We start from the raw sequence: 26,738 nt of genomic DNA, 5'->3' as shown, positions 1-26,738 counted from the left end.
TATATTTTCTTCTGTTAATCAGTATTAAATAGGCGATATTTTTATAAACCTATTTTTCTTCTTTTGAGAAATAACCCTATATTTTTGCTGCACTTTAATATTTATAATATGGCAACATTTAAAGTGCTTTTGCATTCCTCTAATAGGAGGAAGGATGGAACCTATCCGGTTTCATTGAGAATCATAAAGAACATGAAAGCCAAGTATATTTCACTGGGGCTTTACTCCAAGAAGGAGGAATGGGACGTTATTGGTGAACGTTTCAGATGTGATAAGCGTGTCTGTCCTAATTATAAGGAATTCAATGCGCGAATAGTTCAACTGCTGGCACGCGCTCAAGAAGTCGAGCGCCATTTTGAGTTTGATAGGATTGATTGGACGCTGAATCAATTCGAGGATGCTTTCCTATATAAGGATAAGAAGGGAAAGTTCTTGGATTTCGCATTGTTGTGTATTAAAGATATGAAAGAAACGGGACATATCGGTAATGCAAAAGTGTGGGAAAAGGTCATCTGTAATATGAAATTGTTCGACAAGAAGCTGTCCACACGTTATTTTCAAGAGATAGACATCAAGTATGTTTCCGCCTATAATTCTTTTATGGAAAAGAAAGGGTGGTGCGGCAACACCCGTAAGCACGATATGAAGACGTTAAGGGCAATATTGAATCGTGCTATCGTTGCTAAGGAATGTTCTTCGACTTCTTATCCTTTTCGGTAAAGGTGGTTTTTGTATTTCCGCATTGGAAGAAGAGACCCGTAAGCGGTATTTGCCTCAAGAATATCTGCTGAGATTGATGAACCGGCAGTTTGAGAACAAGCCCAAGGAAATTGCAAGGCGCTTGTTTCTGTTTTCTTATTTCTGTTATGGGATGAGTTTCATTGATATGGCTAATCTGAGGAAAGGGAATATAAGAGTGGAGGGTACTTCTGTACATATTATATATAAAAGGCATAAGACGGAACACAGTAAGAATGCCAAATTCATTCGAATACCCATGACTGATGAACTGAATAATCTGCTTCTGTGGTTCAAGTCCAACAGTGTTCTTGTAGGTGATTATCTTCTTCCTCTAGTGTCGAAAGACTATGATGGTGAGAAGCTTTATGACCATTTGCGTCGTAGACTGGCACGCTATAATGAGCGTTTAAAAGAAATCGGCGAGGAGCTTGGATTTACAGAGAAATTAACAAGCTATGTGAGTAGACATTCTATGGCTATGACCCTACAGACTAACGGTGTTCCTCGTGAAATGATAAGTCAGGTAATGGGACATAAGGACATGGAGACTACCAATACTTATTTGGATAGTTTCGGTGACGCTGAAATAGAGAGAATTACAATAAATTATTTATATAAAAATAAAATGAAATTATGAGTAAGAGAGATTTTAAAGACCAACTTAGTGTATTGAAGTATAGAGTGGATAATAATAAAATGCGCAGCTATATGCGTAAGGAACTTGGAAGTGAGAAACTTGTAGAAAGAGAAATTCAAATTGTTCAATTAATGTTGAATAACCGTTGTAAAAGGCATGGAATAATTACGGAGGAAGATAATATTGTATATTTGAAGACGGGCAATTATTTTGAGTTGATAAAAGGGGGCAAACAGTCGTTAGCTTATCTTCAACAAGAAATAAATAGGTATCGGAAAGGTTTTTCCAGTGATACGACTTTTTGGTACAATGTGGATAAGGATTGGAATAATTTGCCTGCCTTGTTGATGGATTTAAATGAAGTCGAAAGTTTCAATTTGCAATGTTATCTCTCTGAATTAGAGATTTGGAAGTCGGAGTTATGTAGTACGCCTATTCCTAAAAAGGTGTTGGTTACAATGAATAGCAAATATGATGAAGCTGCTCTGAAAAAAGTATATGATTATCTGCGCAATACTAAATATTGGGCGGATAATAATATTGGTTCACGTGACTTTATAAGGATATTTAAAACCAGTTCTATCGATGGTCTTAGTAAGAAACTACGTATTCGGGAGATAGAGGGAAGTAAGGCTTTCGTAAGAGCCTTGGTGGATGTTTTGGTAGGAGCCTTTGACGCCAAGATTGTGAATTCGTGTTTTTGTTATGAGAATGGAGGAGCATTGAATATTGGTATCCATAATAGACCATCCAAAAAGGTAAGTGAGGAGTTGAGAAAATTGCTGTCTGATATATAATAAGTTAAATTCTATATATTTTTGCGCAAGCATTTTTTTGATATAAGGAGCTGATAATAAGTGTTGTTAGCTCCTTATTTTTTTGTGCGTATAGTTGCGCATTTGCTGTTTTTTTATTTGAAACTTGCTTTGTAATTTTGCTGATACATTAAAAAAAGTTATATGGAAAATAATAAAAAAAATAAACTTTATTACGTATCTACAGCAGATTTGATAAAGCTGATAAATGATGTAATGAATGCAGATAAAAAATCTGCTTCTGAGATTATTGGAATAGATGAAGTGTGTAGAATTACGGGACTCTCGAAGCATACTATTTATAAAAAAACTTCGAATAAGGAGATTCCTTTCTATAAATCTACTTTAAGCAGGAGGAGTGTTCTGCGATTTAGGCGTTCTGAGATAGAGAATTGGATATTGAAACACCGCATAGGAACGGTTGATGAATACCTCGATGCGCAGGATGCTTTATAATAATATGAATAATATAATTAAAATAATAATAGACTATTATGTACGACTCAATAAAAATAGTGTTGTCCGAAAAGGACTTGAATAATGAGATTAGTTTCATGGAAGAGATTCCTTGCAGAATTGTTGTGAGTGTATGTTCAGAGAATAGGGTTGTCGGTTATCTGAGAAACATGCGGGTAGAAGTTAGGGGAACTACTTTGGTGGTAGAAGGTAGTCTGACTAAGTGGGTATTGGGTAATAATTATGCAAAGCCTTTAGGGATATGGGAAATTAGAAGTGGAGTTAAGGCATTGAGTGTGGCTCTTGGTGTCCCTATTGAAAAGGCTGTGGTACAGCGTTTGGATGTTGCTTTCAATTTCCGTGTGAAGCATATGCCTTGGTTGTATATGCGTAGGTTGTTGTATTCGGATGGTTTCTATAGTGCTCATATAAAGAAAGAGACTTTGTATTTTAGTAAGCATGATTGTCAGATGGTGTTTTATGATAAGATAGCTGAAATGAAAAGTTGTAAAAGGACGGATGATATAAAGCAGGGGCTTGAGGATTTTGAGGATTTGAATGTGTTAAGGTATGAATTCAGATTCAAGAAGGTCAAGTCCATTTTCGGTAGGACAATCCGTGGAGAGGATTTATATACTACGTCCTTTTGTTTGTTGGTACTGAAAAAATGGTATGATTGTTATATGGATATACAAAAGACATATGATATAGAGCTTTCTTATTGTATGTTCAATAGTAAAAAGGCTTTTGAGCTTGCATGTGTTGCTTATTGCATGACTCAGTTCAATGTGTATGATATACTGGAGGAAGCTTTTATCAGACGGGATATTAGTAGCAAGAACAAGTATGATATAAAGGAGGTGTTGGCGAAGGCTAAAAATGTGGGGATTGATTCACTTAATGCAGCTTCCATGATAGATGAGCTGACCTCTAAAATAGAGCATGCATATGTCAAGTTAAGAAGTAGATATGATGTTGCTCCTGAGCGTTTGGAAAGATTGAATAGGTGGGTGGATAGAGGAGTGACTGGAATGCCCAGTTAGAATATGGTTTATATTCGTTTTTCTGCATGGTATATATTGAAGTCGGGTTCCTCAGTAGGTCTGTTATTGATAATGAAATAAAACGCGTAAAAATGCTTTTATATAATCAATAACAATTTCAATTATGCAGGTGAGTTGAAATGGGCAAGGTATCGGTTGTTGTTACATTAGGAAGGAGGTTTTGTGTCATTGCAGAGCAAGACCTCCTATTTGTAATGGATTTTATTATGAAAGATTTAAATATTGAAATTTAAGCTAGATTTGATGAAAGTCCGTAAAACTTCTGTGAAAAAGAAAAGCAGTCTCCGAAGAAACTGCTTTAGAAAAGAGTCTCGGTTGTAATACTCCTAACAACTCCGTCTTTCAGCATGGCCTGAGCTCGGTAGAGAATAAATCTCATTTTAGTCTCATCGACTCTTTTAATAAAGAAGAGAGTGGGCGAAGCTGCTCTTCTGATGTAAATGTCATAAGAAAATTTGAGAACACCAATGAAAGGAATACAGAGTTAAGTATAATTAACCAAGAAGATAAATTAAAAAAGAGCTTCGATTACACACTTCCTGGTAATTCTGAAACAGACAAGGGTCAGTCATTAACTGTTTTTAGCTCTGAAAGCTCTCTTTTAGTTCCTAAAGATACAACAAATCTAAATATTGAACAACAATTTATGGACGAAATTATAGAGAAAGCTAAGAAATCATCTACTATTGGTACAGAAAAGGCGTGGGGAAGTAAATTTATATAAATGCTGGAATAGGATGAACATGTTGTCTGTGTACTTTATTTATATTGGTGTTCATTGTGTTGTTACGCTTTCACTACTTTATAAAAGATTATGTAATAAATATTTGGATAGTCAAAAATGATTAAATATATTTGTTCTTCATAAGGTATAAATGTGCTATATACAGTGTGTTAGTATAGTGCATTGAGTATTAATATGAACAAATATTAGGATTATGGCGACTAAAAAGAACGGCTTTAATACTGGAATTGCTAGTGAGTATTTGGTGTTGTCCATGTTGTATCGGTTGAATTATGAGGCTTATATAACAATGGGAAATAAGAAAAGTGTTGATATTTGGATAATGAGGGATGATAAAACTGCTGTCTCGATTGATGTAAAATCTGTTCGTGAATATGATTCTATTCCCGTAGGTAATGTGGAGGCAAAAGATAACCACTATGTTATATTTGTGATATATAATAAAAAATTTGAAATTGAAGGTACTCCTACACTGCCTGATTTTTATATAGTTCCTAGTTCATATGTGGTAGAAAAACGGAAAAAATTTGAAAGTAATCATGTTGATATATTTAAAAAAGATATTGAAGGATATAAAAATCGTTGGGAGCTGTTGAATTCTTCTATTAAAAGTGGGAATGTTACACATGGTGAACAATAATATAGCCAACTATATGGAATTTAATTTTGGGAGTGCCTTACTTCGCTAAAATCGCTAGTTTTAATACGCACACAAGATAAAAGTCCTCACTGATTAAGTGGATTGCTTGTTTGCGTGTGTATAGGTTCTGGCGCTACACTTACGAAGTGTGGACTGTGACCCACTTCCTTTTAGATACAGCCTTTATTGGTCACGTGAAGGCAGAAATACGAATAATTATGGGATTTTCAATAATTGTATGGGTAGTTGCTATAGGTTTTTTATTGGTTTATTTCGCATTATGTGCAGAAGTCTCAGAAACAGCAGACAGAATGAATCGGAATAGATTGGTTTGGTTATTGTTTTCTATATTTTTCTCTCCTATATTGAGTGCTTTTATGCTTCATTGTCTTGGTCCTATTGAAAAAGGAGAAAGAATAATACAATACCACAAGAAAGATTCAAAGAATGATATTATTATAAAAGAGGCTGACGAAAGATTAGCACAAAGAAGAAATAAAGTATAATATAAAGAAAATAAATTTTGATGCAAAGTGGTTCATAGTTACCCTTTATTTAATTGAATTTTTGAATGAAAAATGCAATGAATAGTAAAGAAGAAAAACAATTAGTTAGTTCTCGGTGGAATGACTGCAGTACAATGAGTATTATTCATACTCCTACTGAGGAAGAGAGGAAAAAAGCAACTGATGAAATGGTTGACAATGCAATTAGTAATGTTAAGAATTTTTATTCTAATAAAAACGAACAAAATATAAAAGACTTGAAAGATTGTCTGAAAGATGTTTTGAGGGAGGAAAAGAAGCTTCAACGGAAAATTTCTCTTGGAGTGAAGAAGTACAAAGAGAAATTATCAAAAGATTATATAGAAACTGGGTATGAAATAGAGTTGTCTTTGGCAGAACAATATATAATTAGTATCTTGGATAAGTATGTAGAAGAGGGTGATTTTGATATGGTAGAACAATATATGTTCTATATGTTTAGAGATTATAGGGTTGACCTGCTTGAAAATTACGAGATAGCCGATAGAGTTAAATATATAAAGAGAATTCTTCCAGCTTTGATAGATATAAAGGTGAGAAATTCTATATTAGAAGAAATTACAAAAATGATTTCTAATGATATTGAGGATATTAAATTTCTAATTGAAATTAAAAGGGAGCTGTTTGTATTGGAGCAGAAAATAAGCTCTCGATAAATAATTTAATTATAAAAGGTTGAATGCCGTTTGACTATTTTGTTGAATGGCATTCTTTTTATATATGGCTTGCCACTATAAGGAAGATAATATTGTGTGTTCTGGATATATGGGGATTTACATTGAAGAACCGCGTTGTAAATAATGGTCTGCTTTGTTGTCCGCGGTTAAAGAATGTCCGAACTTTATAGTGTACTAAAATAAATGATATTATGGTTTGTTTCGGAGTTGATTTGTATCGATTTTCATTGATTTGTAATGATTGTTTTAGAAAAGTTGTATATAAAAAAGAAAAAGGAGATGAACAGATTGTTCTAACTCCTTCTATATCTGAAAGTAATATTAAGTTCTTGAAAATTAGCTCTTTGTTTCCCCCAGACGCGTACTCTACCGGGCTGAGCTACATCCCGAATTGCGGGTGCAAATGTACGGCTTTATTTTAAAATAGCAAATATTTATAGTGCTTTTTTTATTGAATGAACCTATATTTTGCAGTTTCAAGGCTTTCGGTCAACGTGTCCTGCTCTCTTTTTACTTGTATGCCTGCTTCGCAAGGCAATGGCTTTGAGCGGGCAGGCATACTTTGAATGAAGTTATTGCAGGTTTAGGCTGTTTCTTACGGAAGTGATAGCCGGACTTTCGGGCGTTACGGATTTCCGGGTACAATAATCGAATTCCGCAGATTTTTCGCCGCTAAATGATTTCCACTTCAGTTTCAATTTAACGGTCTTGCCTTCTGTATCAGGCAGGGCATCCAACTTGAAAGCAACCAGTCCGTCCGCATACCTGCCGTAAATGTCGCCCTTGGCATTGTGGCGGAATTCTACTTCATACGGGTTTTCCGGATTCTCGCTCAGCAGCAGATTGACAAAGTGCTTTGTTTGATAGTCTCCTTGCTGAGTTCTAAAGCGAAGGGTCAGATAACCGTCTTCTGCGATGGTTACCCAATCGTTCACTATTTCCACCGGGTCGGTGCCGTATACGGTATCGTTCTCTTCACCCAAATCCGGGGCGATGGGTTTGGTAAGGATACTGTCTATCCAGTTTATATGTACAGCTTGGGTGTAGATATCGCTGGGCTCGTCCACTTCCTTGTAGTTTACCAAAGCGCGGACTTCCTTCTCGCCGTAGGGAGATTTCGTCATGTTGGTAGGCAGCAGAGTGGTCTTGTCATCCAATTGCAGAAAGACTGTCTGGTCTGCATCGGTCTTTACCGTTACCAGGGCATTGGGGAATCTCATGGCATAATTATCATCGTCGTCCAGGCACGATTGGAGGCTTAAGGAGCTGATGGTTGCAATAGCGATTAAAATTTTCTTGTTAAAGATTGACTTCATTTTCATAGTGTACTCTTTTAAATTAAACATTTGGAATAGGTCTTGCTTTTATAGAAATAGCATATTTGCGAAAACCCTGCATGCAGCATTGTTAATTAATGATAAGAGCCGGAGTAAGCTGGTGCGGAATATTATTCCCCGATACATGAAAGATATTTGTATATCAGGTGGAATATGATTACCTTTGCTGTATGAGATGCACATCTCGCGTGTGTTGAGATGTATGTCTCGAACTGCATGAGATGTGCATCTCGTGCATGTTGGGGAATAGCTGTCCGGCCGTATGGAAACTGGCTTTCTGTTTAGGGGAAGTAACCTTCGGGTGGGGTGTCAGCGGTCTGGTTGCAGTAAGAAACATTATGTTCATTGTGAAAAGAGTATGAGTATAGTCTATTTGGTTCGAAAGAAGGTTTTCCGCACGGCGGAAGGGGTGAAGCAACTCTATTATGCTGTGCAGCGTGTGTTACAGCGGCGTGGAGGTGTGACGGCAGAGCTGCTGGCGCAGCGTATGGCATCCAGAAAAGGGATGAGTTCGGGAGACGTGCAGAGTGTATTGATAGATTTGCCGAAGTTTATAGAGGAAGCGCTGATGGAGGGAGAGTCGGTGACCATTAAGGGGCTGGGTTCCTTCCATGTGGCGGTGACGAGTGACGGGTTTGAGCATCCCGACGATGTGATGCCGGGCAAGGTACGCTTATCCCGTGTCTATTTTCGTCCGGATAAGTCGCTGGTGGCGAGGCTGAACAGCGGGATGGATTTCTACCGTTATCCGCTTAGCCGATATTTCCCTCACGATATGTTGCGGCCGGAAACGCTGCGAAAGGAGCGGGCCGAGGGAAAGACGGGAATTCCGGATGAGGACCCGGTTGGGATGGAAAATGATACGGAGGACTTTGTGGGGGAGGAGTGAGCGATGAATGTGGAAGAATTCAGAGAATACTGTCTCTCCTTGCCGGGAGTGAGCGAGAAGATGCCTTTTCCTAATGTGGCCGACAGATACAGCCGCGATGTGCTCTGCTTTTATGTGGGCGACAAGTGGTTCTGCTTTGTCAATATCGAAGTGTTCGACTTCTGCTGCATCAAGTGCCGCCCGGAGGAATCAACGGAGCTGCGGGCAAGGTACGAGGGGGTGAAGCCGGGGTGGCACATGAACAAGAAGTATTGGAACAGTGTGTATTTTAATCAAGATGTACCGGACAGCATTATCCGAGAACTGGTGGCACGCTCCTATCGGCTGGTTGTGGAGAGCCTGCCGAAGAGGGAGCGGGAGCGTTATACCCCCATGCACTCCCTATAAAAGTCGAACATTTCGAAGATAGTATCCTTGTCTGCCGTCTGGTTGAGACGGATGTCACCCACTTCTTTCAATAGGGTGAAGTTGATGACTCCGGCGGTATTCTTCTTGTCATGCTTCATCAGTTCGTACAGCTGGTCGTACTGTTTGCAGTTGAAGGCGAAGCTGCCATAATTCTCTTTGACGAACTGGATGGTCTGGCGCATCTTGTCCTTCGGGAATCCGGTCTTTATATAAGAAAGGTAGAGTTCGCAGACCAGCCCCCATGCCACTGCATAGCCGTGCAGCACCGGACGCCTTTCGGCAAGGGCAAGGCTTTCGAAGGCGTGTCCCACGGTGTGCCCCAGGTTCAAGGACTTGCGGATGCCATGTTCCAGCGGGTCTTCTTCTACGATGTGTTCCTTTACCTGCACGGAACGTCCTACCATGGACTTCAGCAAGGCATAATCTATCTTTTCCGTATCGAAGGCCAGCAGTTCCGCCAGATGTTCCGAGGTACTGATGAGGCCGTGCTTCAGCATCTCCGCATAGCCGGAGAAGAAGTTATGGGCATCGAGGCTGCGCAGGAATTCGGTTTCCAGCAGCACGCAGGCGGCAGGAGCAAAGACGCCGATTTCATTCTTCAGACCGTTGAAGTTGATGCCCGTCTTGCCTCCCACGGAAGCGTCGACCATGGCGAGCAGCGTAGTGGGAACGTTGATGTAGGCGATGCCCCGCTTGAAGGTGGAAGCGGCAAAACCGCCAAGGTCGGTTACCATGCCACCGCCCAGGTTGATGAGCAGGGAGTGGCGGCTGCCCCCTTTATCACTCAGGGCTTGCCATACGGCAGCCAGCGTTTCCAGATTCTTGTGCACGTCTTCTGCACCGATAATAATCTCTTCCGCTTCTTCCAGGGCGGGGATACCGTCCAGATGCGGGCGGCAGAGGCGGTGGGTATGCTCGTCGGTAAGGATGAAAAGCTTGTCATGGGGACACTTCGCTATGGCATGCGTCAGGCTGTTTGCCAGTCCTTCGCAAAGGATTACTTCTTGTTTACTCATCTTGTTAATTACAAATTACGAATTACCAATTACTGATGTTACGGATTATGAAGGAAAGGGAGCCTTCTTCATTATATTGTGGCACAAAGATAGCTCTTTTGGCAATAAAACGTTATCTTTGTCCCGTGAAATTCTATGGGTGGCAAGGTGTTTCCGTCATCTGCCTCCCGCTATTTGTAATTAGTAATTTGTAATTGATTGATAGAAATGAGAGCATTACTTCCCGTTTATTGCCGTCCGCTGGGTTATTTCATCATAGCTCTGGCGTTGTTCCTCCCTTTCATATTCCTATTGTGGGGAAAAGTGACAGATGCCAACTTGCTGTTCTATAAGGAATGCTCCAAACTCCTGATGATGATGGGGGCACTGATGATAATCTTTGCCTTGACGAAGAACGAAAACAAGGAGATAGAGCAGGTGCGCAACAAGGCCACGCGCAACGCCATCTTTCTGACTGTTCTTTTTATCTTCGGCAGTATGCTCTACCGGGTGGCGCAGGGTGACCTCCTTTCGGTCGATTCTTCTTCTTTTCTCATATTTCTTATATTGAATGTGCTTTGCTTGGAATTTGGTATAAAGAAAGCGACAGTTGATAGATTATTTAAGCGGAATAGTCGATAAATAAAGCAAATCGTCATGTGGGGCATTAAACCTTTTGCCCGGAAGTCTGTCAAATGAAACAGTGAATAAAAGGCATTGTTCATTTAAGAATAGACAAAGAATAGACACATGAAGAAAATTATCACGGGGATGGCGTTACTGTTGGTAACAACGCTGTCTGCATTCTCACAGACCAAAAACATTACGGTATCGGGCCGTGTCGTGGAGGACACCAAGGAGCCTGCGATACAAGCTACCGTGCAGTTGCTTTTGTTGCCAGACAGTGTCCAGGCATCGGGTACGGCCACTACGGCACAAGGTTATTTCACTCTTCCCAAAGTCAGTGCGGGTAAATACGTACTGAAGGTTTCCTACATCGGATTCAAGAGCCAGTACATCCCTTTGCACCTTTATGCCACGACAACCGCCAAGAACGTGGGTACGCTGACACTGGAAACGGATGCGGTGCTACTGGCCGAGGCTGTGGTTACGGCAGAAGCGCCGCAAGTGCAGGTGGTGGAAGATACACTGGTCTATAATTCCTCAGCTTATCGTACTCCCGAGGGAGCCATGCTCGAAGAACTGGTGAAGAAGTTGCCCGGTGCGGAGATTGACGACGAGGGTAATGTGAAAATCAACGGTAAGGACTTGTCGAAGATTATGGTCGACGGAAAGGAGTTCTTCGGCGGAGACGTAAAGACCGGTTTGAAGAACCTGCCGGTAGATATGGTAGAGAAACTGAAGACCTACGACAAAAAGTCCGATTTGGCACGTATCACCGGTATTGACGACGGTGAGGAGGAGACGGTGCTCGACTTGACCGTAAAGAAAGGTATGAATCAGGGTTGGTTCGGTAATGCCGACGTGGCCGGAGGGACGGAAGACCGCTATATGGGCCGCTTCATGCTGAACCGCTTCGTGGACAAAACCCAGGTGTCGGTAGTGGGTTCTGCCAATAACGTGAACGACCAGGGCTTTTCGGGCGGTGGCGGTCCTCCGCGCTGGCGCAGGAACAACGGACTTACTGCAACGAAAATGCTGGGTGTGAACTTCGCTACCCAAACCGATAAACTGGAACTGGGCGGTAGTGCACGCTACAACTATCAGGATGGGGATATTGCAAGTATCGGTTCTACCGAGGACTTTCTGCCGGACGGCAACTCTTACTCCAACTCGAACAGCAGGCAACGTAACAAAGCCAAGAATTTCAATGCCGATTTCCGTATGGAGTGGAAGCCGGACTCGATGACGAATATCATTTTCCGTCCCAACTTCTCGTACGGCAAAACGGACAATCTCTCCAATTCTGAGAGCGGTACGTTCAATTCCGACCCTTACAGTCTGGTGAGCGACCCCAATAACTGGCTGAATCTGGAGAAGATTCTCAATCCGGACGATGACCCGTTGAGAAGTATCCGTATAAATGCCATCAACAGCGGTTCGCTGAGCGACAACAAGAGTGTGTCTACGGATGCAACCTTGCAGTTGAACAGAAAGCTGAATGACAAAGGACGCAATGTCACGTTCCGTGGAAGATTCGGTTATACCAATAATGACAACAACCAGTATACGGAGTCGGAAACACATTACTTCCAGTTGTTGAATGCTTTGGGAGGAGACTCCATCTTGGTTCGTAACCAGTACATCACTACTCCTACCAAGAACTACAATTACAGTGCACAGCTGACTTACAGCGAACCGATAGCCCGCGCCACTTTCTTGCAATTCAGCTATCAGTTCCAGTACAAGTATAGCGAGAGCGACAAGACGACGTATGATTTGCAGGGCTTTCCGGATTGGGAATTGTCAACCCAGCTTCCTACGGGATATGAAGAGCATGCAGTGGACAGTCTGGGCAAGTATGCGGAATACCGTTACTACAACCACGATGCATCCGTGTCCTTGCGCTTTATCCGCGAGAAGTACCAGTTGAGCGCAGGTATGTCGTTCCAGCCGCAGCATTCTGTGTTGTCCTATAAACGCGGCGACTATATGATTGATACCACCCGCAATGTGTTCAACTTCGCTCCGAACCTGGACTTGCGCATCCGTTTCTCCAAGGTGAGCCAGCTGCGTATGACATACCGCGGGCGTAGCAGCCAACCGAGTATGGAGAATCTGTTGCCGATTGTGGACAACTCCAATCCGCAGAATGTACGTATCGGTAATCCGGGCTTGAAGCCTTCCTTCACGCACAACATGCGATTCTTCTATAATACGTATAATGCCGAAAAGCAGCGCGGTATTATGTCGCACGTCAACTTCTCGGCAACGCAGAATAGCATCAGCAATAGCCGTGTGTACAATTCGGAGACTGGTGGATGGACTACAACTCCGAAGAATATCAACGGTAATTGGAATGCGTTCGGCATGTTTGGCTTCAATACGGCACTGCCCAATAAGAAGTACACCATCAACTCCTTCTCCAATGCCAACTATCAGAACAATGTGGCTTATCTGACGTCCGGTAAGGGAGCGGATGCCGTGGAACGGAAGAATACGACCACCAACCTGACGCTGGGCGAACGTCTGAATGCTGCCTATCGTAACGACTGGTTTGAATTCGGCTTGAACGGAAGCATCTCCTATTCAATAGAGAAGGATAAACTGACGCCTGACAATAATCAGGAGCCCTATACCTTCTCCTACGGTGCCAATACGCAGATTTCCATGCCGTGGAACATGACGCTCTCTACCAATATTGCCAACCAGAGCCGTCGAGGATATACGGACAGCAGTATGAACCGTAACGAGCTTATCTGGAATGCACAGTTGTCGCAGACTTTCCTGAAAGGGAATGCCACCGTCAGCTTCGAGATGTACGACATTCTGAAGAAGCAGAGTAACATCAGCCGTTCGCTGACTGCAAGCGGCCGCTCGGTGTACGAATATAACGGCGTGAACAGCTATTGCATGCTTCACTTCATCTATCGTCTGAATATTTTCGGCAGCAAGGCCGCCCGCGATAAGATGCAGGGCAGACGCGGCTTCGGCGGTCCGGGCTTCGGTCCGGGTCATGGTCCTGGCGGTTTCGGAGGACGCAGGCCGTTCTAAAGCGGAGGGGATCACCCCCATAATCAGCTTGTCATTCTGATACACTCTCAATTCTGTGGCAGGTTTCTTTTTGATTATTTTTCAGACGCGGATGACGCAGATAAGAATATTAAAAATCTGCGTCATCCGCGTCAAAGCGATAGCAAGTATAAGTTTTCAGACAAGTTGGGGGAAGAGGGACTTTTATGTTAATCTCTGTAATCTTCGGTGAAAGTTTCTGTGTTTTTCCTACATTTGTTTCACACTTAATTGTCTGTGAACATGCTTGATTGGAACTTCATTGCCAGCCAGATTGCTACGATAGCCTTCGACATTGTTTATTTCGGTGCCATCATCGGAACGATTGTCGTCATTATCCTCGACAACCGCAATCCGGTGAAAACCATGGCATGGATACTGATACTGATGTTCCTTCCCATCGTGGGGCTGGTGTTTTACTTCTTCTTCGGGCGTAGTCAGCGCCGTGTGCGCATGATAGGGAAGAAGAGTTACAGCCGCTTGTTGAAGAAACCTATGGCGGAATATCTGGCGCAGGACTCATGTGCGCTTCCCATCAATTACAGTCGTCTCATATCCTTGTTCCGTAATACCAACCAGGCTTTCCCCTTCGATGGAAACCGGGTGGAAGCCTATACCCTGGGGCTCTCCATGCTGCAATCCCTGCTGCGCGAACTGGGGAAAGCAACGAAGCATATCCACATGGAATTCTATATCTTTGAGGACGATGCCATTGGGCGCTTGGTGCGTGATGTCCTGATGGAAAAGGCGCGTGCCGGGGTAGAGGTACGTGTGATTTATGATGATGTGGGTTGCTGGCATGTTCCCAACCGTTTTTTTGAAGAGATGCGCGAGGCCGGTATCGAGGTACGCAGCTTTCTGAAGGTACGTTTTCCGCTTTTCACCAGTAAGGTGAACTATCGTAATCATCGGAAAATAGTTGTCATTGACGGGCGCATCGGTTTTGTGGGGGGGATGAATCTTGCCGAACGCTATATGCGCGGATTCTCATGGGGCATCTGGCGGGACACACATCTGCTGCTGGAGGGCAAGGCTGTTCACGGATTGCAGACCGCCTTCCTACTCGATTGGTACTTTGTGGACCGTACACTGATTACGTCTACCCGCTATTTCCCGAAAATAGAAAACTGCGGTACTTCCTTGGTGCAGATTGTAACGAGTGAGCCCGTAGGCCCATGGAAAGACATTATGCAGGGACTTGTCATATCCATTTCCAGCGCAAAGAAATATTTCTATATCCAGACTCCCTACTTCCTGCCCACCGAAGCCGTACTTGTTGCTATGCAGACAGCCGCCTTGTCAGGTGTCGATGTGCGTCTGATGTTGCCCATGCGTGCTGATAACCGCTTGACGCATCTGGGTTCCTGCTCTTATCTGGCAGATGTGCTCTATTCGGGAGTCAAGGTCTATTTCTATAAGAAAGGCTTCTTGCACTCCAAACTGATGGTTTCGGATGATGAGTTGTCCACGGTAGGCTCTACGAATGTGGATTTCCGCAGTTTTGAACATAACTTTGAGGTGAATGCCTTCATCTATGACACAGAAACAGCGCTTCAGATGCGCGAAATCTTCCTTCAAGACCAGCGCGACTGCGTACAAGTATTCCTGAAGAACTGGGTGAAGCGCCCCTGGTATCGTAAGGCTGCAGAGAGTGTGGTGCGGCTGATGGCGCCGCTGTTATAATGAAGAATGATGAATGAAGAATTTCTTGAAGTGTATTCATATCGTACCATTCTTCATTCATCATTTAAATATCGTGAAGTTCACGCTCCCGTATACCCTTCTCTCCACAAAGTGCGGATGTTCCTCGAAACTGTTTTTCTTCCCGTGTTCCAAGACGAAGAGTCCGTCTTCTTTCAGCAAGTTGTTCTCGAAGATGAGATCGGGCAAGGTTTCCAGCCCGGCAAGCTCGTAGGGAGGGTCGGCAAAGATAAAGTCGAACTGCTCGCGTCCGCTTTTGAGGTATTTGAATACGTCACCGCGTATGGGTAGGCACTTGTCCGTCTTTAATTCCTGCATAATTTTGCAGATGAAGGCATAGTGGTCGCGGTCTTTTTCCACGCTGATTACTTGGTCGCAGCCTCTGGACACAAGCTCGATGCTGATGCTGCCCGTACCGGCAAATAGGTCGAGGGCACGGATGCCGTCCTCAAAGTCCATGTAGTTGGAGAGCACATTGAACAGATTCTCTTTGGCAAAGTCTGTGGTGGGGCGTGCCTTGAAGGAGTGGGGCACGTCGAAACGTCTTCTTTTGTATATTCCGCTGATTACTCGCATAGGGTTATGGCTTGCAGGTCAAGATTAGTGGCGGGATTCATGATGAATACCTGCCGGATGAATTTTCGCAGTTCGGGCAGTAGCAGTTCTTTGTCGTTCAGGTCACCGGTTAGGTGCAGCTCATCACGCTCCTGCTCGAAGCCGAGTTGTTTCCATATATATAATAGGTAGTAGACACGGTCGGGTGTGCTTCTGCATTCAAAGGAATTGGCAAGAAGGAGGCGTCCGCGCTCGTAGCCGTATACGTCTACGGCATCTTTTCGCAAGTGTGCATACATCTTCCGGTTGTTGCCCAAGCGGCTCTTTGAGGAGAAGAACTCAATGAAGGGGCTGGCTTGGGAATAGAACTTGACATCGGGATACTGTTCGCGAAGGAAGGAGCAGGCACTCTTATCCATGCCGAACAGTACGACAGTGCTGTTCTTATGCAGTATGTTGTATTGTACGGTTTCGTTTTCCCGTTTAGGATGGTTGTGATAGAAAATGATTTCCGTTTGTTCGTCCTCGAAGAACTCCAGGGGAATGAACGTGAAGCGTTTGTCTGCCATGAGCACATTGACACGGCGGAAGGGACGTTCCAGCCATGCCAGTTCGCGGAAGGTCTGTTTCAGATTGGCAGTGAGGGAGAAGGACTCGTCCACTGCACGGTCGTAGTAAGAGAACTCGCCGTCGCCCAGAGGGTTGAACACGGAAAAAGAAAATCCATCCGTACTGAGACGGATGGATAATGTATACTGTTCCGATTTATTAAAATCAGTCGTTTCTATCATACGTTTGTCGGGGTGAGATTATTCCCAGTTACCGGCGTTGTTGTTAGCTGTTTCCAAGCTACCAATCATCAGACCGCAGTACTTGCCAAGTTTGGTTTGTACGTCCTTGATGTTGGCAATTTCTTGTGCATCCAGACCGTTCAAATAAACTTCGTACGGAGTCTTCACTTCGAGCAGACAGAAAGGAGCGCCGGATTTGGCTGTATCGTTCTTGATGGCCATTTCGAACTGTGCACCGTTTCCGAAGGGAACATATCTCATTGAATCGGGGTTGAAACCTTTCGGGAAGATAGTATCCAATACGGCTACCCACAGAGTGTCACGCTTGAAGTTTTCCAATCCCCATTTCTTGACGTCAGCATAGTTACCTGTCTTCTTTGCCTTATTGATGATGTTGATGGCTTTCTTTTCAGTCAGACCGTCTTCCAGCTGCTTATCGTTCAGTTCTCCTTGCTTGAAGATGAACGGAAGTTTCTGGTTTTTAACAAAGTCAATCAGAGAGTCGAAGCTTGCAGTATATTGCTGGTCATGTAAAGTACGATATTCCAATTGTGCTTTACGGATGTCAATCAGACGTGCAATGACGGCTGCGTCTCTGTGCTTCTTTGCTTTTTCAAAGTTGATAGGACCCATAATGCTGGTGTAACAAATATAAATTAGCACCAAAGCACATAAGCCTAAAATGACATTAAATACTGTTTTCATGATAAATATGTTTTTTAGTTGTTATATTCGCACCGCAAAAATAAAAGAAATTAATTTAAAAACGATAGTTCCCTTTACTTTTTTCTGTTACAAAAATGATAAATAACTATTTAGAAAGGCAAATTAAGGAAAATTTTCCTTACCAACCAACTCCTGAGCAAGAAATTGCTGTAAAATCTTTATCGGAGTTCCTTCTGTCACCCCGTAGCGAGGTGGTTTTTATGCTTCGTGGTTATGCGGGGACGGGTAAAACATCGTTGGTCGGTGCCTTGGTGCGGACGTTGGATAAGTTGCAACAAAAGTCGGTATTGCTGGCACCGACCGGACGGGCGGCAAAAGTTTTCTCGGCGTATGCGGGGCATCCGGCGTTTACAATTCATAAAAAAATTTATAGACAGCAATCTTTCTCCAATGAGCTGAGCAATTTTTCTGTGAACGATAATTTGACAACTCACACTTTATATATAGTGGATGAGGCCTCGATGATTTCCAATGAGGGACTGTCCGGTTCCATGTTCGGCACGGGCAGATTGCTGGACGACCTGGTGCAGTTTGTCTATTCCGGCCAGGGATGCCGCCTGCTGCTGATGGGCGATACGGCACAGCTGCCGCCGGTGGGGGAGGAGCAGAGCCCTGCCCTCTTTGCCGATGCCTTGAAAGGCTACGGGCTGGAAGTGGTGGAGGTGGACTTGACGCAGGTGGTGCGTCAGGAGCAACAGTCGGGCATTTTGTGGAATGCCACCCGCCTGAGGCAGTTGATAGCGGAAGACGATTGCTACAGCCTGCCGAAGATAAAGGTTTCGGGGTTTGCCGACATTAAAGTTCTGCCCGGAAATGAGCTGATAGAAACGCTGAGCTCTTGCTACGACCATGACGGGCTGGATGAAACTATCGTGGTGTGCCGCTCCAACAAGAGGGCGAACATCTACAACAAAGGCATCCGTGCGCAGATTCTCTGGCGTGAGGATGAATTAAACACCGGTGATTTGTTGATGGTGGCGAAAAATAACTACTTCTGGACGGAAAAGGAGAAGGAGATGGATTTCATTGCCAACGGTGAGATTGCCGTGGTGCGCCGCGTGCGCCGTACGCGAGAGCTGTATGGTTTCCGCTTTGCGGACGTGACGCTGGTCTTTCCTGACTATAACGACTTTGAACTGGAAGTGAACATGCTGCTCGATACGCTGCATACCGACTCGCCTGCGCTGCCCAAGGCAGAAAACGACCGGCTTTTCTACTCCGTCCTCGAAGATTATGCCGACATCACCGTGAAGCGCGAGCGGATGAAGAAGATGAAGGCAGACCCGTACTACAACGCCTTGCAAGTGAAGTATGCCTATGCCGTGACTTGCCACAAGGCGCAGGGCGGGCAATGGAAGAATGTCTTTCTGGACCAGGGGTATATGACGGATGAATACCTGACACCCGATTATTTCCGTTGGCTCTACACCGCCTTTACCCGTGCCACGGGAACGCTCTACTTGGTGAACTATCCGGAAGAACAAATAGTTTGAAAAAGAGAGGGGTACCGATGCAGTATTCCGGCATTTTTTGTATTTTTGTAGATAGAACAACTATAACTGAACAAGTATGAAGAAGCTATACTCTCTCTTTGCCTTGATAGCACTGCTGTTTACCGCTTCCGGTTGCGAGGACGATTACCGAAGCATGGTACTTTTCGAAGGTGTGGAGCCTATCTACCAGATTGGGACATGTGACAATCTGGTGTCCAATCTTTCTTATTATCTTTCTGAAACAAACGAAGATACAGTGCTGGGCATTGACGGCGGCGACGGTTCCTATAATGTGATTAACGAGCACGAGTCGGTGGCTTCCGTGACTTTTACCGATGATGTCAACGGGTATCAGCGTATCAAGATTCATCCGCTGGCAGAGGGGGAGACGATTGTGAAGGTGATGGATGGTTCCGGTGAGGAAACACAACTGCGCATCACGGTGAAAGGTCGTAGGCAATATACGTTGACGAAAATGGGCTTCGAGTATGGTATCAGTAGTGGTGCACCGACGGAACTGCTGGGTGATGTTTCTAAGGCACTTGCCGAGCGTCCTTGGGTGAAGGATGGCGGGTATTATGTGCTGGTGCCCGAAGATTTCTCCAATAGTATGTGGAAAGGTGTATTGGAAATCTATCCGACGGGAAAAGAGGAGGAACCGCTAATGGGGATATACGAGACAGTTCCAGTGGAAGATGAGAACGGAGATACATATGCATTGTGGCAGTTTACTTATAATGGAGAGAAGAGGCTCTTTACGCGGACGGTCTCGGGAAATGGTAAATGTGTACTTGCGGAAAATGTAACTCCTTTCTGTCCTTCCGGTTTGCTGCCCGAAGGTGCACTGGTGGTTTATCGCGAAATGTTTATACTTCGGATGGAATAAGGTTTTAGTGGAAATCTTGTCAAGAGCAGATTTACGAAAGATTAACAGACGGGAGGCTTAGGCTTCCCGTTTTTGTTTCTGTTGCGCATCATCTGTCTGTTCTGTATGCATCATTCGTTTGCTTCGAATGCATTGTCTGTTTGTTCTGGACTAATCATCCGTTCCCTCCACTTCACTGTCCCAAACCTTAGGGTTTTTCACGGAAACCCCAGGGCTTTGGAGGGTAAATGCCAGCCATTTCACTTGCTAAGGTGTGGCATTTAGGATGGTAAGGTGTGGAGTTTGGGGAGCCGGCATGTGGCATTTCAAATGGAATACCGTGGAGGATAAAAAGAAAAGGAGAAGCAATGCTCCTCCTTTCCCGGTAGTTTAATTTTGAAATATCTAAAAAATGACATTACAAATATACAACATCACAGAGGCGATGTCAAGTGTTTCGCCAATTATTTTCAATTATAATCCTGCCAATTCCAAAACTTTGTCAATGGCAGCGTTCAGTCCGTCAGCATTCTTACCGCCGGCAGTTGCAAAGTGGGGCTGGCCACCGCCACCGCCTTGGATAAGTTTGGCAGCTTCTTTCACCAGGTTACCGGCTTTCAGTCCGCCTGCCACGAGGTTGTCGCTCAGCATGACGGTCAGCATCGGCTTGCCTTCGGCTTCTGTTCCCGCTACGAAGAACAGGTTTTCCGTAATCTGGCCACGCAACTGGAAGGCGATGTTCTTCACTGTTTCTGCCGGCAGGGGAGCACAGAACTTGATGACTTTAACGCCATTGACTTCCTGCACGTTCTTCAGCAGTCTTTCTTTCAGCTGTGCTTCTTTCTCTTTCATGAAGTCCTCTACCTGCTTCTTCAGTCCGGCGTTTTCGTCAATATACTTACGGATGGTTCCGGCAAGGTCGGGTGCGTTGTTGAAGAGCGCCTTCAAGTCGTGCAGCGTGTCCTCGATGGTGTTCATCAGTTCCTCCACGCGTGCACCCGTGTAGGCTTCGATACGGCGCACACCGGCAGCCACGGAGCTTTCGGAGATAATCTTCACCATACCGATGTTTCCGGTTGCAGCCACGTGCGTACCACCACAGAATTCTACGGAAGAACCGAACTGGATAACGCGTACATGGTCGCCGTACTTCTCGCCGAACAGAGCGATGGCGCCCAGTTCTTTGGCTTCTTCGATAGGAATGTTGCGGTATTCCTTCAAAGGTATGTTGGCGCGAATCTTTGCATTAACGATGTGTTCCACCTTGCGGATTTCCTCGTCCGTCACCTTTTGGAAGTGTGAGAAGTCGAAACGCAGGGAGTCCGGTGTAACCAAAGAGCCCTTCTGCTCTACATGTTCGCCCAACACTTCGCGCAGTGCAGCATCCAGCAAGTGGGTGGCAGAGTGGTTGGCGGCACAAGCGGCACGCTTGTCGGTATCCACGCATGCCATCATCGGAGCTTCCATGTGTTCGGGCAGCTTCTTGGTGATGTGGATAGGCAGGTTGTTCTCCTTCTTGGTGTCTACCACTTCGATGGTTTCAAACTCGTTCACCAATACACCGGTGTCACCTACCTGACCGCCGCTTTCGGCATAGAACGGAGTCTTGTCCAGTACAATCTGATACAAGGTTTGGTTCTTCTGCTTCACTTGTCGGTAGCGCAGAATGGATGTTTCGTATTCCGTATAGTCATATCCTACGAATTCGGTAGTACCCTCCTTTAGCGTAATCCAGTCACCGGTCTCTATGGCGGCGGCATTGCGGGCACGCTGTTTCTGCTGCTGCATTTCGGCGTCAAACTCCTTGATGTCGGCAGTCATGCCGTTTTCGCGGAGAATCAGTTCCGTCAAGTCGAGCGGGAAACCGAAGGTATCATATAGGGTAAAGGCATCCTTTCCGCTGATTTCGTTCTTGCCGGTGGATTTGGCATCTGCCATGGTCTTTTCCAGCAGGCGGATACCCGTCTCCAGGGTGCGGAGGAAGGAATCTTCTTCTTCCTTGATAACTTTGGCAATCAGTTCCTTCTGTGCATCCAGTTCGGGATAAGCGGCGCCCATGTTCTCGATGAGTACGGGGAGGAGCTTGTACATGAATGCCTGCTTCTGTCCGAGGAACGTGTAACCGTAGCGCACGGCACGGCGGAGGATACGACGGATGACGTAACCTGCCTTGGCATTGCTCGGAAGCTGTCCGTCGGTGATGGAGAAGGCGATGGTGCGGATGTGGTCGGCAATTACACGCATGGCGATGTCCGACTTCTCATCTTCGCCATACTTCTTGCCTGCCATGTCTCCGATGGCTTTCAGTATCGGTTGGAATACGTCGGTGTCGTAGTTGGAGGTCTTTCCTTGCAGTGTGCGCACCAGTCGCTCGAAGCCCATGCCGGTGTCGATGACCTTGGCGGGAAGTCCTTCCAGGCTGCCGTCCGCCTTGCGGTTGAACTGCATGAACACGAGGTTCCAGATTTCAATCACCTGCGGGTGGTCTTTGTTCACCAGCTGGCTGCCGGGTACTTTGGCCTTCTCTTCTTCCGAACGGGAGTCCACATGGATTTCCGAACACGGACCGCACGGTCCCGTATCACCCATTTCCCAGAAGTTATCGTGTTTGTTGCCATTCAGAATGTGGTCTTTCGGCAAGAACTGCTCCCAGTAAGAAGCGGCTTCGTTGTCGCGTTCCAGTCCTTCTTCGGCGCTACCTTCGAATACGGTGGCGTAGAGGTCTTTGGGGTCGAGTTTCAATACATCCACCAGATACTCCCATGCCCAGGAGATGGCTTCCTTCTTGAAGTAGTCGCCAAACGACCAGTTGCCCAGCATCTCGAACATGGTGTGGTGGTAGGTATCGTGACCCACTTCCTCCAGGTCGTTGTGCTTTCCGCTTACGCGAAGGCATTTCTGCGAGTCAGCAACTCTTTTGTATTTCGCCGGGTGGTTGCCCAAAATGATATCTTTAAACTGGTTCATTCCCGCATTGGTGAACATCAACGTGGGGTCATCCTTAATCACCATCGGGGCCGAAGGCACTATCTGGTGACCTTTACTTTCGAAGAAACTCTTGAAAGAGTCTCTGATTTCGTTTGCAGTCAACATACTCTCTATTGATTTATCTGATTCTAATTTGATTTACCTTCTCTTGTCGTTTTTTGCCCGTTTCTTACTACTAACTACTTGCTACTTAGTCTTAATATTCTTGAAAAAACTGTGCAAAGATAGCTTGTTTTTATTACTTTTGTCGCATTGACAAGCGAAATATTTCCTAAGATGCGCAAAGTTTACTACATTTATAATCCCCAGACGCAGACGTACGACCGTATTTATCCTACCGTGAGGCAGCGGGCGCTGAGCATTCTCCGCCGTTTGTTCATCGGTATGGGGCTGGGTGCGGGCAGTTTCATCGTATTGCTGCTTATCTTCGGCTCTCCGTCGGAGAAGGAGTTGCGAAAGGAGAACAGCAAACTGCAGGCGCAGTACAACGTCCTCTCCCGCCGGCTGGACGAGGCTATGGGAGTGCTGCAAGACATACAGCAGCGTGATGACAATCTGTACCGGGTGATTTTCATGGCCGACCCTATTCCTTCTGCCATCCGTCAGGCTGGATACGGCGGTACCAACCGCTATGAGCATCTGATGGATATGGCTAACTCCGACTTGGTTATCAATACCACGCAGAAAATGGATATGATTAGCAAGCAACTCTATATCCAGTCCCGCTCCTTTGACGATGTGGTGGAGATGTGCAAGAATCATGATGAAATGCTGCGCTGCATTCCTGCCATACAGCCGGTTTCCAATAAAGACCTCCGTAAGACCGCTTCGGGTTACGGTACGCGTATCGACCCCATTTATGGTACCAGCAAGTTCCATGAGGGTATGGACTTTTCGGCTCCCCAGGGCACGGATGTCTATGCCACGGGAGATGGCACCGTGGTGCAGATGGGCTGGCAATCGGGCTATGGCAACAGAATTGTGATAGACCACGGCTTCGGTTATCAGACGGTGTATGCACACTTGCGCGATTTCCGGACGAAGTTGGGCAAGAAAGTGGTACGTGGTGAGGTCATTGGCGGGGTAGGCAGTACGGGCAAGAGTACTGGTCCGCACTTGCACTACGAAGTACACGTTAAGGGAAAAGTTGTGAATCCCGTCAACTACTACTTCATGGATCTCAGTGCCGAGGATTATGACCGCATGATACAGATTGCGGCGAACCATGGTAAGGTGCTTGATTGACGGATGATTTATAGAGAAAGGATTACATCATGCTGAATACAGATAAGAATTTAAAGTTATATTACTCCATCAGCGAGGTGGCTGCCATGTTCGATGTCAACGAATCACTGCTCCGTTTCTGGGAAAAGGAGTTTCCGCAACTCAATCCGAAGAAGGGGGGGCGGGGAATACGCCAGTACCGTAAGGAGGACATTGAGACAGTGAAACTTATCTATCATCTGGTGAAGGAGCGCGGAATGACCTTGCCCGGCGCCCGCCAACGGATGAAAGACAATAAAGAAGCTACGATACGCAACTTTGAAATCGTAGATCGCCTGAGAGCTATCCGCGAAGAACTGGTAGGCATGAAACTGGCATTGGATGAGTTTACTTACGAGGATGTGGAGAGCTTGAAGGAAAATATTCAAGGACTGAAGTAGAATAAATACCACTCCGTTTATTCCTCTACTCTCGTCACTTGTTTTATATTCTGTATCTGCTTCAGGTTATTGCAGATAGTGCGCACGTCGTCCACATCGTGTACATAGAGTTGTATCTTTCCTTCGAAGATGCCGTCGTTGGTTTCGATGGTCAGTTTACGGATATTCACGTTGAGCTGGCGGGAGATGACTTGGGTCACTTCGTTCAGCAATCCCATACTGTCTATACCTTTTATATATATGGTGACGAGGAACGACAAATCCTTGTGAGTGTCCCACTCGGTGGCGATGATACGGTTTCCGTAACTACTCTTAAGGCGGGTGGCAATGGGGCATTGGCGCTTGTGGATGACAACACGGTTTTGCTCGTCGATGTATCCCAGTACGTCGTCACCCGGAATGGGGTGGCAACAGTCGGCCATAATATAGTTCTTTGAGATGGTCTCTTCCGTCAGCTTCAGAATCTGCTTGGTGTTGATTTTCTCTTGTGGTGCTTTCTCTTCCGGTTGTTCTTTGGCATCCTTGTTGTCCTTGTTACCGAAGGAGAAGGTCAGGAACTTCTTCCAGTTGCTGTTCTGCTTTTCCTTGAACACGTTCTTGTCGGCATCGCCCAGCACAACCCGTTTGTTGCCGATGGCAACGAGCAGCTCGTCGCGGGTGTGGAAGCCGTGCAGCCTGGTCAGCTTGTCCAGAGCAGCATCATCCATACGTATATCCTCGTTTTTGAAGAATTCGTTCAGTATGGTTTCACCTTCTTTCTGATAGGCTTTCGCCTCTTTGCGCAGGATGGCGGCAATCTTGGCGCGGGCGCGGGCAGTGGTGGCATACACTTCCCACTCCGGCTGTACGCGTTGCGATTTGGAGGTCAATATCTCTACCTGGTCACCGCTTTGCAGCTTGTGGCTTAGGGGAACCAGTTTGTGGTTTACCTTGGCGCCGATGCAGTGGCTGCCGATGTCGGTATGCAAGGAGAAGGCAAAGTCCAGTGCCGTAGAGTTCTGCGGCATGGTCTTGAGGTCGCCTTTCGGGGTGAAGACGAAAATTTCCGATGCGAACAAGTTCAGTTTGATGGTATCGAGAAAATCGATGGCGTCCGGTTGTGGGTCGTCCAGAATTTCCTTGATGGTACGCAACCATTTCTCCAGTTCGCCTTCATCTTCGCTGCCTCCGCCTTCTTTGTATTTCCAGTGGGCGGCAAAGCCTTGTTCGGCAACGTCATTCATGCGTTCACTGCGGATTTGTACTTCAATCCATTGCCCGTTGTTACCCATAAGGGTGACGTGCAGGGCTTGGTAGCCGTTGGCTTTGGGATGGCTCACCCAGTCGCGCAGGCGGTCGGGGTGGGGCTTGTATATCTTGGATATGGAGACGTAAATGTCGAAGCAGTCGTTTAGCTCTTCCTCTATATTGCGGGGCTCGAAGATGATGCGGACAGCAAGCAAATCATAGATTTCCTCGAAGGGGACATGCTTGGTCTGCATTTTGTTCCAGATGGAGTAGATGGACTTTACACGGGCAAGGATACGGTATTTCAGTTCCATTTTGTCCAGTTGCGCCCGTATCGGAGCGGTGAACTCATTGAATACCTTGTCGCGTTCCACGGCGGTGGCTTCCAGTTTCTCTTCTATCTCGTGGTACTCTTCCGGATGTTCGTACTTGAAGCTCAGGTTTTCCAGTTCTGTCTTGATTTTGTACAAGCCGAGGCGGTTGGCGAGCGGGGCATAAATATAGAGTGTTTCGCCTGCAATCTTGAACTGCTTGTTGGGCAGCATGGAGCCGAGTGTACGCATGTTATGCAGACGGTCGGCTATCTTGATGAGGATAACCCGGATATCGTCGGACATGGTGAGCAGCAGCTTCTTGAAGTTCTCTGCCTGCGCCGAGGCACGGTCGCCGAAGATACCGCCGGAAATCTTTGTCAGCCCGTCTACAATCTGGGCGATTTTGGGACCGAAGATGTTTTCAATATCCTCTACGGTGTAGTCGGTGTCCTCCACCACATCATGCAGCAATGCCGAGCATATGGAAGTAGACCCCAGTCCTATCTCATTACAGACAATCTTTGCCACAGCAATGGGGTGCATGATGTAGGGCTCGCCGGAACGACGCTTAATGCCCTTATGCGCCTGGTTGGCAAAGTTGAATGCTTTGGTTATTATTTCGACGCGCTTGCGGTGCTTGGTGGCCAAATAGTCGTTCAACAGTTCTTGGAATGCCTGTTCGATCATTTCCTCTTCGGCTTTTTCCTTTTCCTTCTGACTTATATTTTCTTCCATATACTGCTTTCTCCTTTCTTCACTTCACTTTTTGCAA

Annotated in this window: 22 protein-coding genes and 1 pseudogene; 16 read left to right on the top strand and 7 right to left on the bottom strand. The window is 45.5% G+C overall.

Features of this window, described 5'->3' with window-relative positions; translation table 11 throughout:
- Positions 1-108: 108 nt before the first annotated feature.
- The 7 genes and pseudogenes from DWZ03_RS11540 to DWZ03_RS11510 all read left to right on the top strand — a co-directional run bounded on the left by DWZ03_RS11540 (position 109) and on the right by DWZ03_RS11510 (position 6,299).
- Positions 109-1,378: pseudogene (locus DWZ03_RS11540) on the top strand (site-specific integrase).
- Entirely contained in the window at positions 1,375-2,175 is an 801-nt protein-coding gene (locus tag DWZ03_RS11535) for a hypothetical protein (RefSeq protein ID WP_120130078.1), read from the top strand. Before DWZ03_RS11540 ends, DWZ03_RS11535 begins: the two are co-directional and overlap by 4 nt.
- 162 nt (positions 2,176-2,337) lie before the next feature.
- Positions 2,338-2,649, top strand: coding sequence for a helix-turn-helix transcriptional regulator (locus DWZ03_RS11530; RefSeq protein ID WP_120130076.1), 312 nt, complete (start codon positions 2,338-2,340; stop codon positions 2,647-2,649).
- Between the two features lie 38 nt (positions 2,650-2,687).
- Positions 2,688-3,692 (top strand): phage/plasmid replication protein, encoded by a 1,005-nt coding sequence (locus tag DWZ03_RS11525; RefSeq protein ID WP_120130073.1) that lies wholly within the window; start codon positions 2,688-2,690, stop codon positions 3,690-3,692.
- A 959-nt stretch (positions 3,693-4,651) separates the two neighbouring features.
- Entirely contained in the window at positions 4,652-5,098 is a 447-nt protein-coding gene (locus DWZ03_RS11520) for a hypothetical protein (RefSeq protein WP_120130071.1), read from the top strand.
- 218 nt (positions 5,099-5,316) lie between these two features.
- Positions 5,317-5,604, top strand: coding sequence for a hypothetical protein (locus DWZ03_RS11515; RefSeq protein WP_165852963.1), 288 nt, complete (start codon positions 5,317-5,319; stop codon positions 5,602-5,604).
- A 65-nt stretch (positions 5,605-5,669) separates the two neighbouring features.
- The gene (locus DWZ03_RS11510) at positions 5,670-6,299 is read left to right on the top strand and encodes a hypothetical protein (protein ID WP_133302357.1); all 630 of its coding nucleotides are present in this window, start codon (positions 5,670-5,672) and stop codon (positions 6,297-6,299) included.
- Positions 6,300-6,892: 593 nt separating this feature from the next.
- On the opposite strand, the gene DWZ03_RS11500 is transcribed toward DWZ03_RS11510, so the two are convergent.
- A complete protein-coding gene (locus tag DWZ03_RS11500; RefSeq protein ID WP_008665687.1) occupies positions 6,893-7,642 on the bottom strand; it encodes a NigD-like protein in 750 nt (249 codons plus the stop codon).
- A 373-nt stretch (positions 7,643-8,015) separates the two neighbouring features.
- Between DWZ03_RS11500 and DWZ03_RS11495 the strand changes: the two genes are divergently transcribed.
- Both DWZ03_RS11495 and DWZ03_RS11490 read left to right on the top strand, forming a co-directional pair.
- Positions 8,016-8,546, top strand: coding sequence for an HU family DNA-binding protein (locus DWZ03_RS11495; protein WP_087333353.1), 531 nt, complete (start codon positions 8,016-8,018; stop codon positions 8,544-8,546).
- A gap of 3 nt (positions 8,547-8,549) precedes the next feature.
- Positions 8,550-8,933, top strand: a complete 384-nt coding sequence (locus DWZ03_RS11490; protein WP_005824086.1) for an MmcQ/YjbR family DNA-binding protein — start codon at positions 8,550-8,552, stop codon at positions 8,931-8,933.
- Here the strand turns inward: DWZ03_RS11490 and aroB are convergent.
- The gene (aroB, locus tag DWZ03_RS11485) at positions 8,909-9,970 is read right to left on the bottom strand and encodes a 3-dehydroquinate synthase (protein WP_057282144.1); all 1,062 of its coding nucleotides are present in this window, start codon (positions 9,968-9,970) and stop codon (positions 8,909-8,911) included. The genes DWZ03_RS11490 and aroB overlap by 25 nt on opposite strands.
- Positions 9,971-10,177: 207 nt before the next feature.
- Here aroB and DWZ03_RS11480 point away from each other — a divergent pair, with 207 nt between their 5' ends.
- From DWZ03_RS11480 to cls, 3 genes are all read left to right on the top strand, one after another.
- Positions 10,178-10,591, top strand: a complete 414-nt coding sequence (locus DWZ03_RS11480) for a hypothetical protein (protein ID WP_057282145.1) — start codon at positions 10,178-10,180, stop codon at positions 10,589-10,591.
- Between the two features lie 108 nt (positions 10,592-10,699).
- Positions 10,700-13,624 carry a TonB-dependent receptor gene (locus tag DWZ03_RS11475; protein WP_120130063.1) on the top strand — a complete coding sequence of 975 codons (2,925 nt, stop codon included), beginning with the start codon at positions 10,700-10,702 and terminating at the stop codon, positions 13,622-13,624.
- A gap of 261 nt (positions 13,625-13,885) precedes the next feature.
- On the top strand, positions 13,886-15,325 hold the full coding sequence (gene cls, locus DWZ03_RS11470; protein WP_120130168.1) for a cardiolipin synthase: 1,440 nt from the start codon (positions 13,886-13,888) through the stop codon (positions 15,323-15,325).
- A gap of 60 nt (positions 15,326-15,385) precedes the next feature.
- On the opposite strand, the gene rsmD is transcribed toward cls, so the two are convergent.
- From rsmD to DWZ03_RS11455, 3 genes are read right to left on the bottom strand one after another with little or no spacing between them, the layout of a single operon-like run.
- A complete protein-coding gene (gene rsmD, locus DWZ03_RS11465; RefSeq protein ID WP_005824070.1) occupies positions 15,386-15,919 on the bottom strand; it encodes a 16S rRNA (guanine(966)-N(2))-methyltransferase RsmD in 534 nt (177 codons plus the stop codon).
- On the bottom strand, positions 15,910-16,689 hold the full coding sequence (locus tag DWZ03_RS11460; protein ID WP_120130060.1) for a DUF3822 family protein: 780 nt from the start codon (positions 16,687-16,689) through the stop codon (positions 15,910-15,912). Before DWZ03_RS11460 ends, rsmD begins: the two co-directional genes overlap by 10 nt.
- A gap of 18 nt (positions 16,690-16,707) precedes the next feature.
- The gene (locus tag DWZ03_RS11455; protein WP_044468034.1) at positions 16,708-17,394 is read right to left on the bottom strand and encodes a hypothetical protein; all 687 of its coding nucleotides are present in this window, start codon (positions 17,392-17,394) and stop codon (positions 16,708-16,710) included.
- Positions 17,395-17,489: 95 nt separating this feature from the next.
- Between DWZ03_RS11455 and DWZ03_RS11450 the strand changes: the two genes are divergently transcribed.
- Positions 17,490-18,908: an ATP-dependent RecD-like DNA helicase gene (locus tag DWZ03_RS11450; RefSeq protein ID WP_117713625.1), complete on the top strand. Its 1,419-nt coding sequence runs from the start codon at positions 17,490-17,492 to the stop codon at positions 18,906-18,908.
- 76 nt (positions 18,909-18,984) lie between these two features.
- Positions 18,985-19,794 carry a hypothetical protein gene (locus tag DWZ03_RS11445; RefSeq protein ID WP_005835166.1) on the top strand — a complete coding sequence of 270 codons (810 nt, stop codon included), beginning with the start codon at positions 18,985-18,987 and terminating at the stop codon, positions 19,792-19,794.
- Between the two features lie 453 nt (positions 19,795-20,247).
- Here DWZ03_RS11445 and alaS read toward each other — a convergent pair whose 3' ends face one another.
- Positions 20,248-22,866: an alanine--tRNA ligase gene (gene alaS / locus DWZ03_RS11440; protein WP_117749187.1), complete on the bottom strand. Its 2,619-nt coding sequence runs from the start codon at positions 22,864-22,866 to the stop codon at positions 20,248-20,250.
- A 171-nt stretch (positions 22,867-23,037) separates the two neighbouring features.
- On the opposite strand from alaS, the gene DWZ03_RS11435 reads away from it, so the two are divergent.
- Positions 23,038-24,006, top strand: coding sequence for a M23 family metallopeptidase (locus tag DWZ03_RS11435; RefSeq protein WP_005824061.1), 969 nt, complete (start codon positions 23,038-23,040; stop codon positions 24,004-24,006).
- Positions 24,007-24,035: 29 nt separating this feature from the next.
- Positions 24,036-24,425 carry a MerR family transcriptional regulator gene (locus DWZ03_RS11430; protein ID WP_005824060.1) on the top strand — a complete coding sequence of 130 codons (390 nt, stop codon included), beginning with the start codon at positions 24,036-24,038 and terminating at the stop codon, positions 24,423-24,425.
- A 17-nt stretch (positions 24,426-24,442) separates the two neighbouring features.
- On the opposite strand, the gene DWZ03_RS11425 is transcribed toward DWZ03_RS11430, so the two are convergent.
- On the bottom strand, positions 24,443-26,701 hold the full coding sequence (locus tag DWZ03_RS11425) for a RelA/SpoT family protein (protein WP_120130058.1): 2,259 nt from the start codon (positions 26,699-26,701) through the stop codon (positions 24,443-24,445).
- Between the last annotated feature and the right edge of the window lie 37 nt (positions 26,702-26,738).

The organism is Bacteroides sp. AF29-11 (genome assembly GCF_003602895.1).
GTDB classification, from domain to species: domain Bacteria; phylum Bacteroidota; class Bacteroidia; order Bacteroidales; family Bacteroidaceae; genus Bacteroides; species Bacteroides uniformis.
This window is presented reverse-complemented; position numbering and strand designations above follow the sequence as displayed.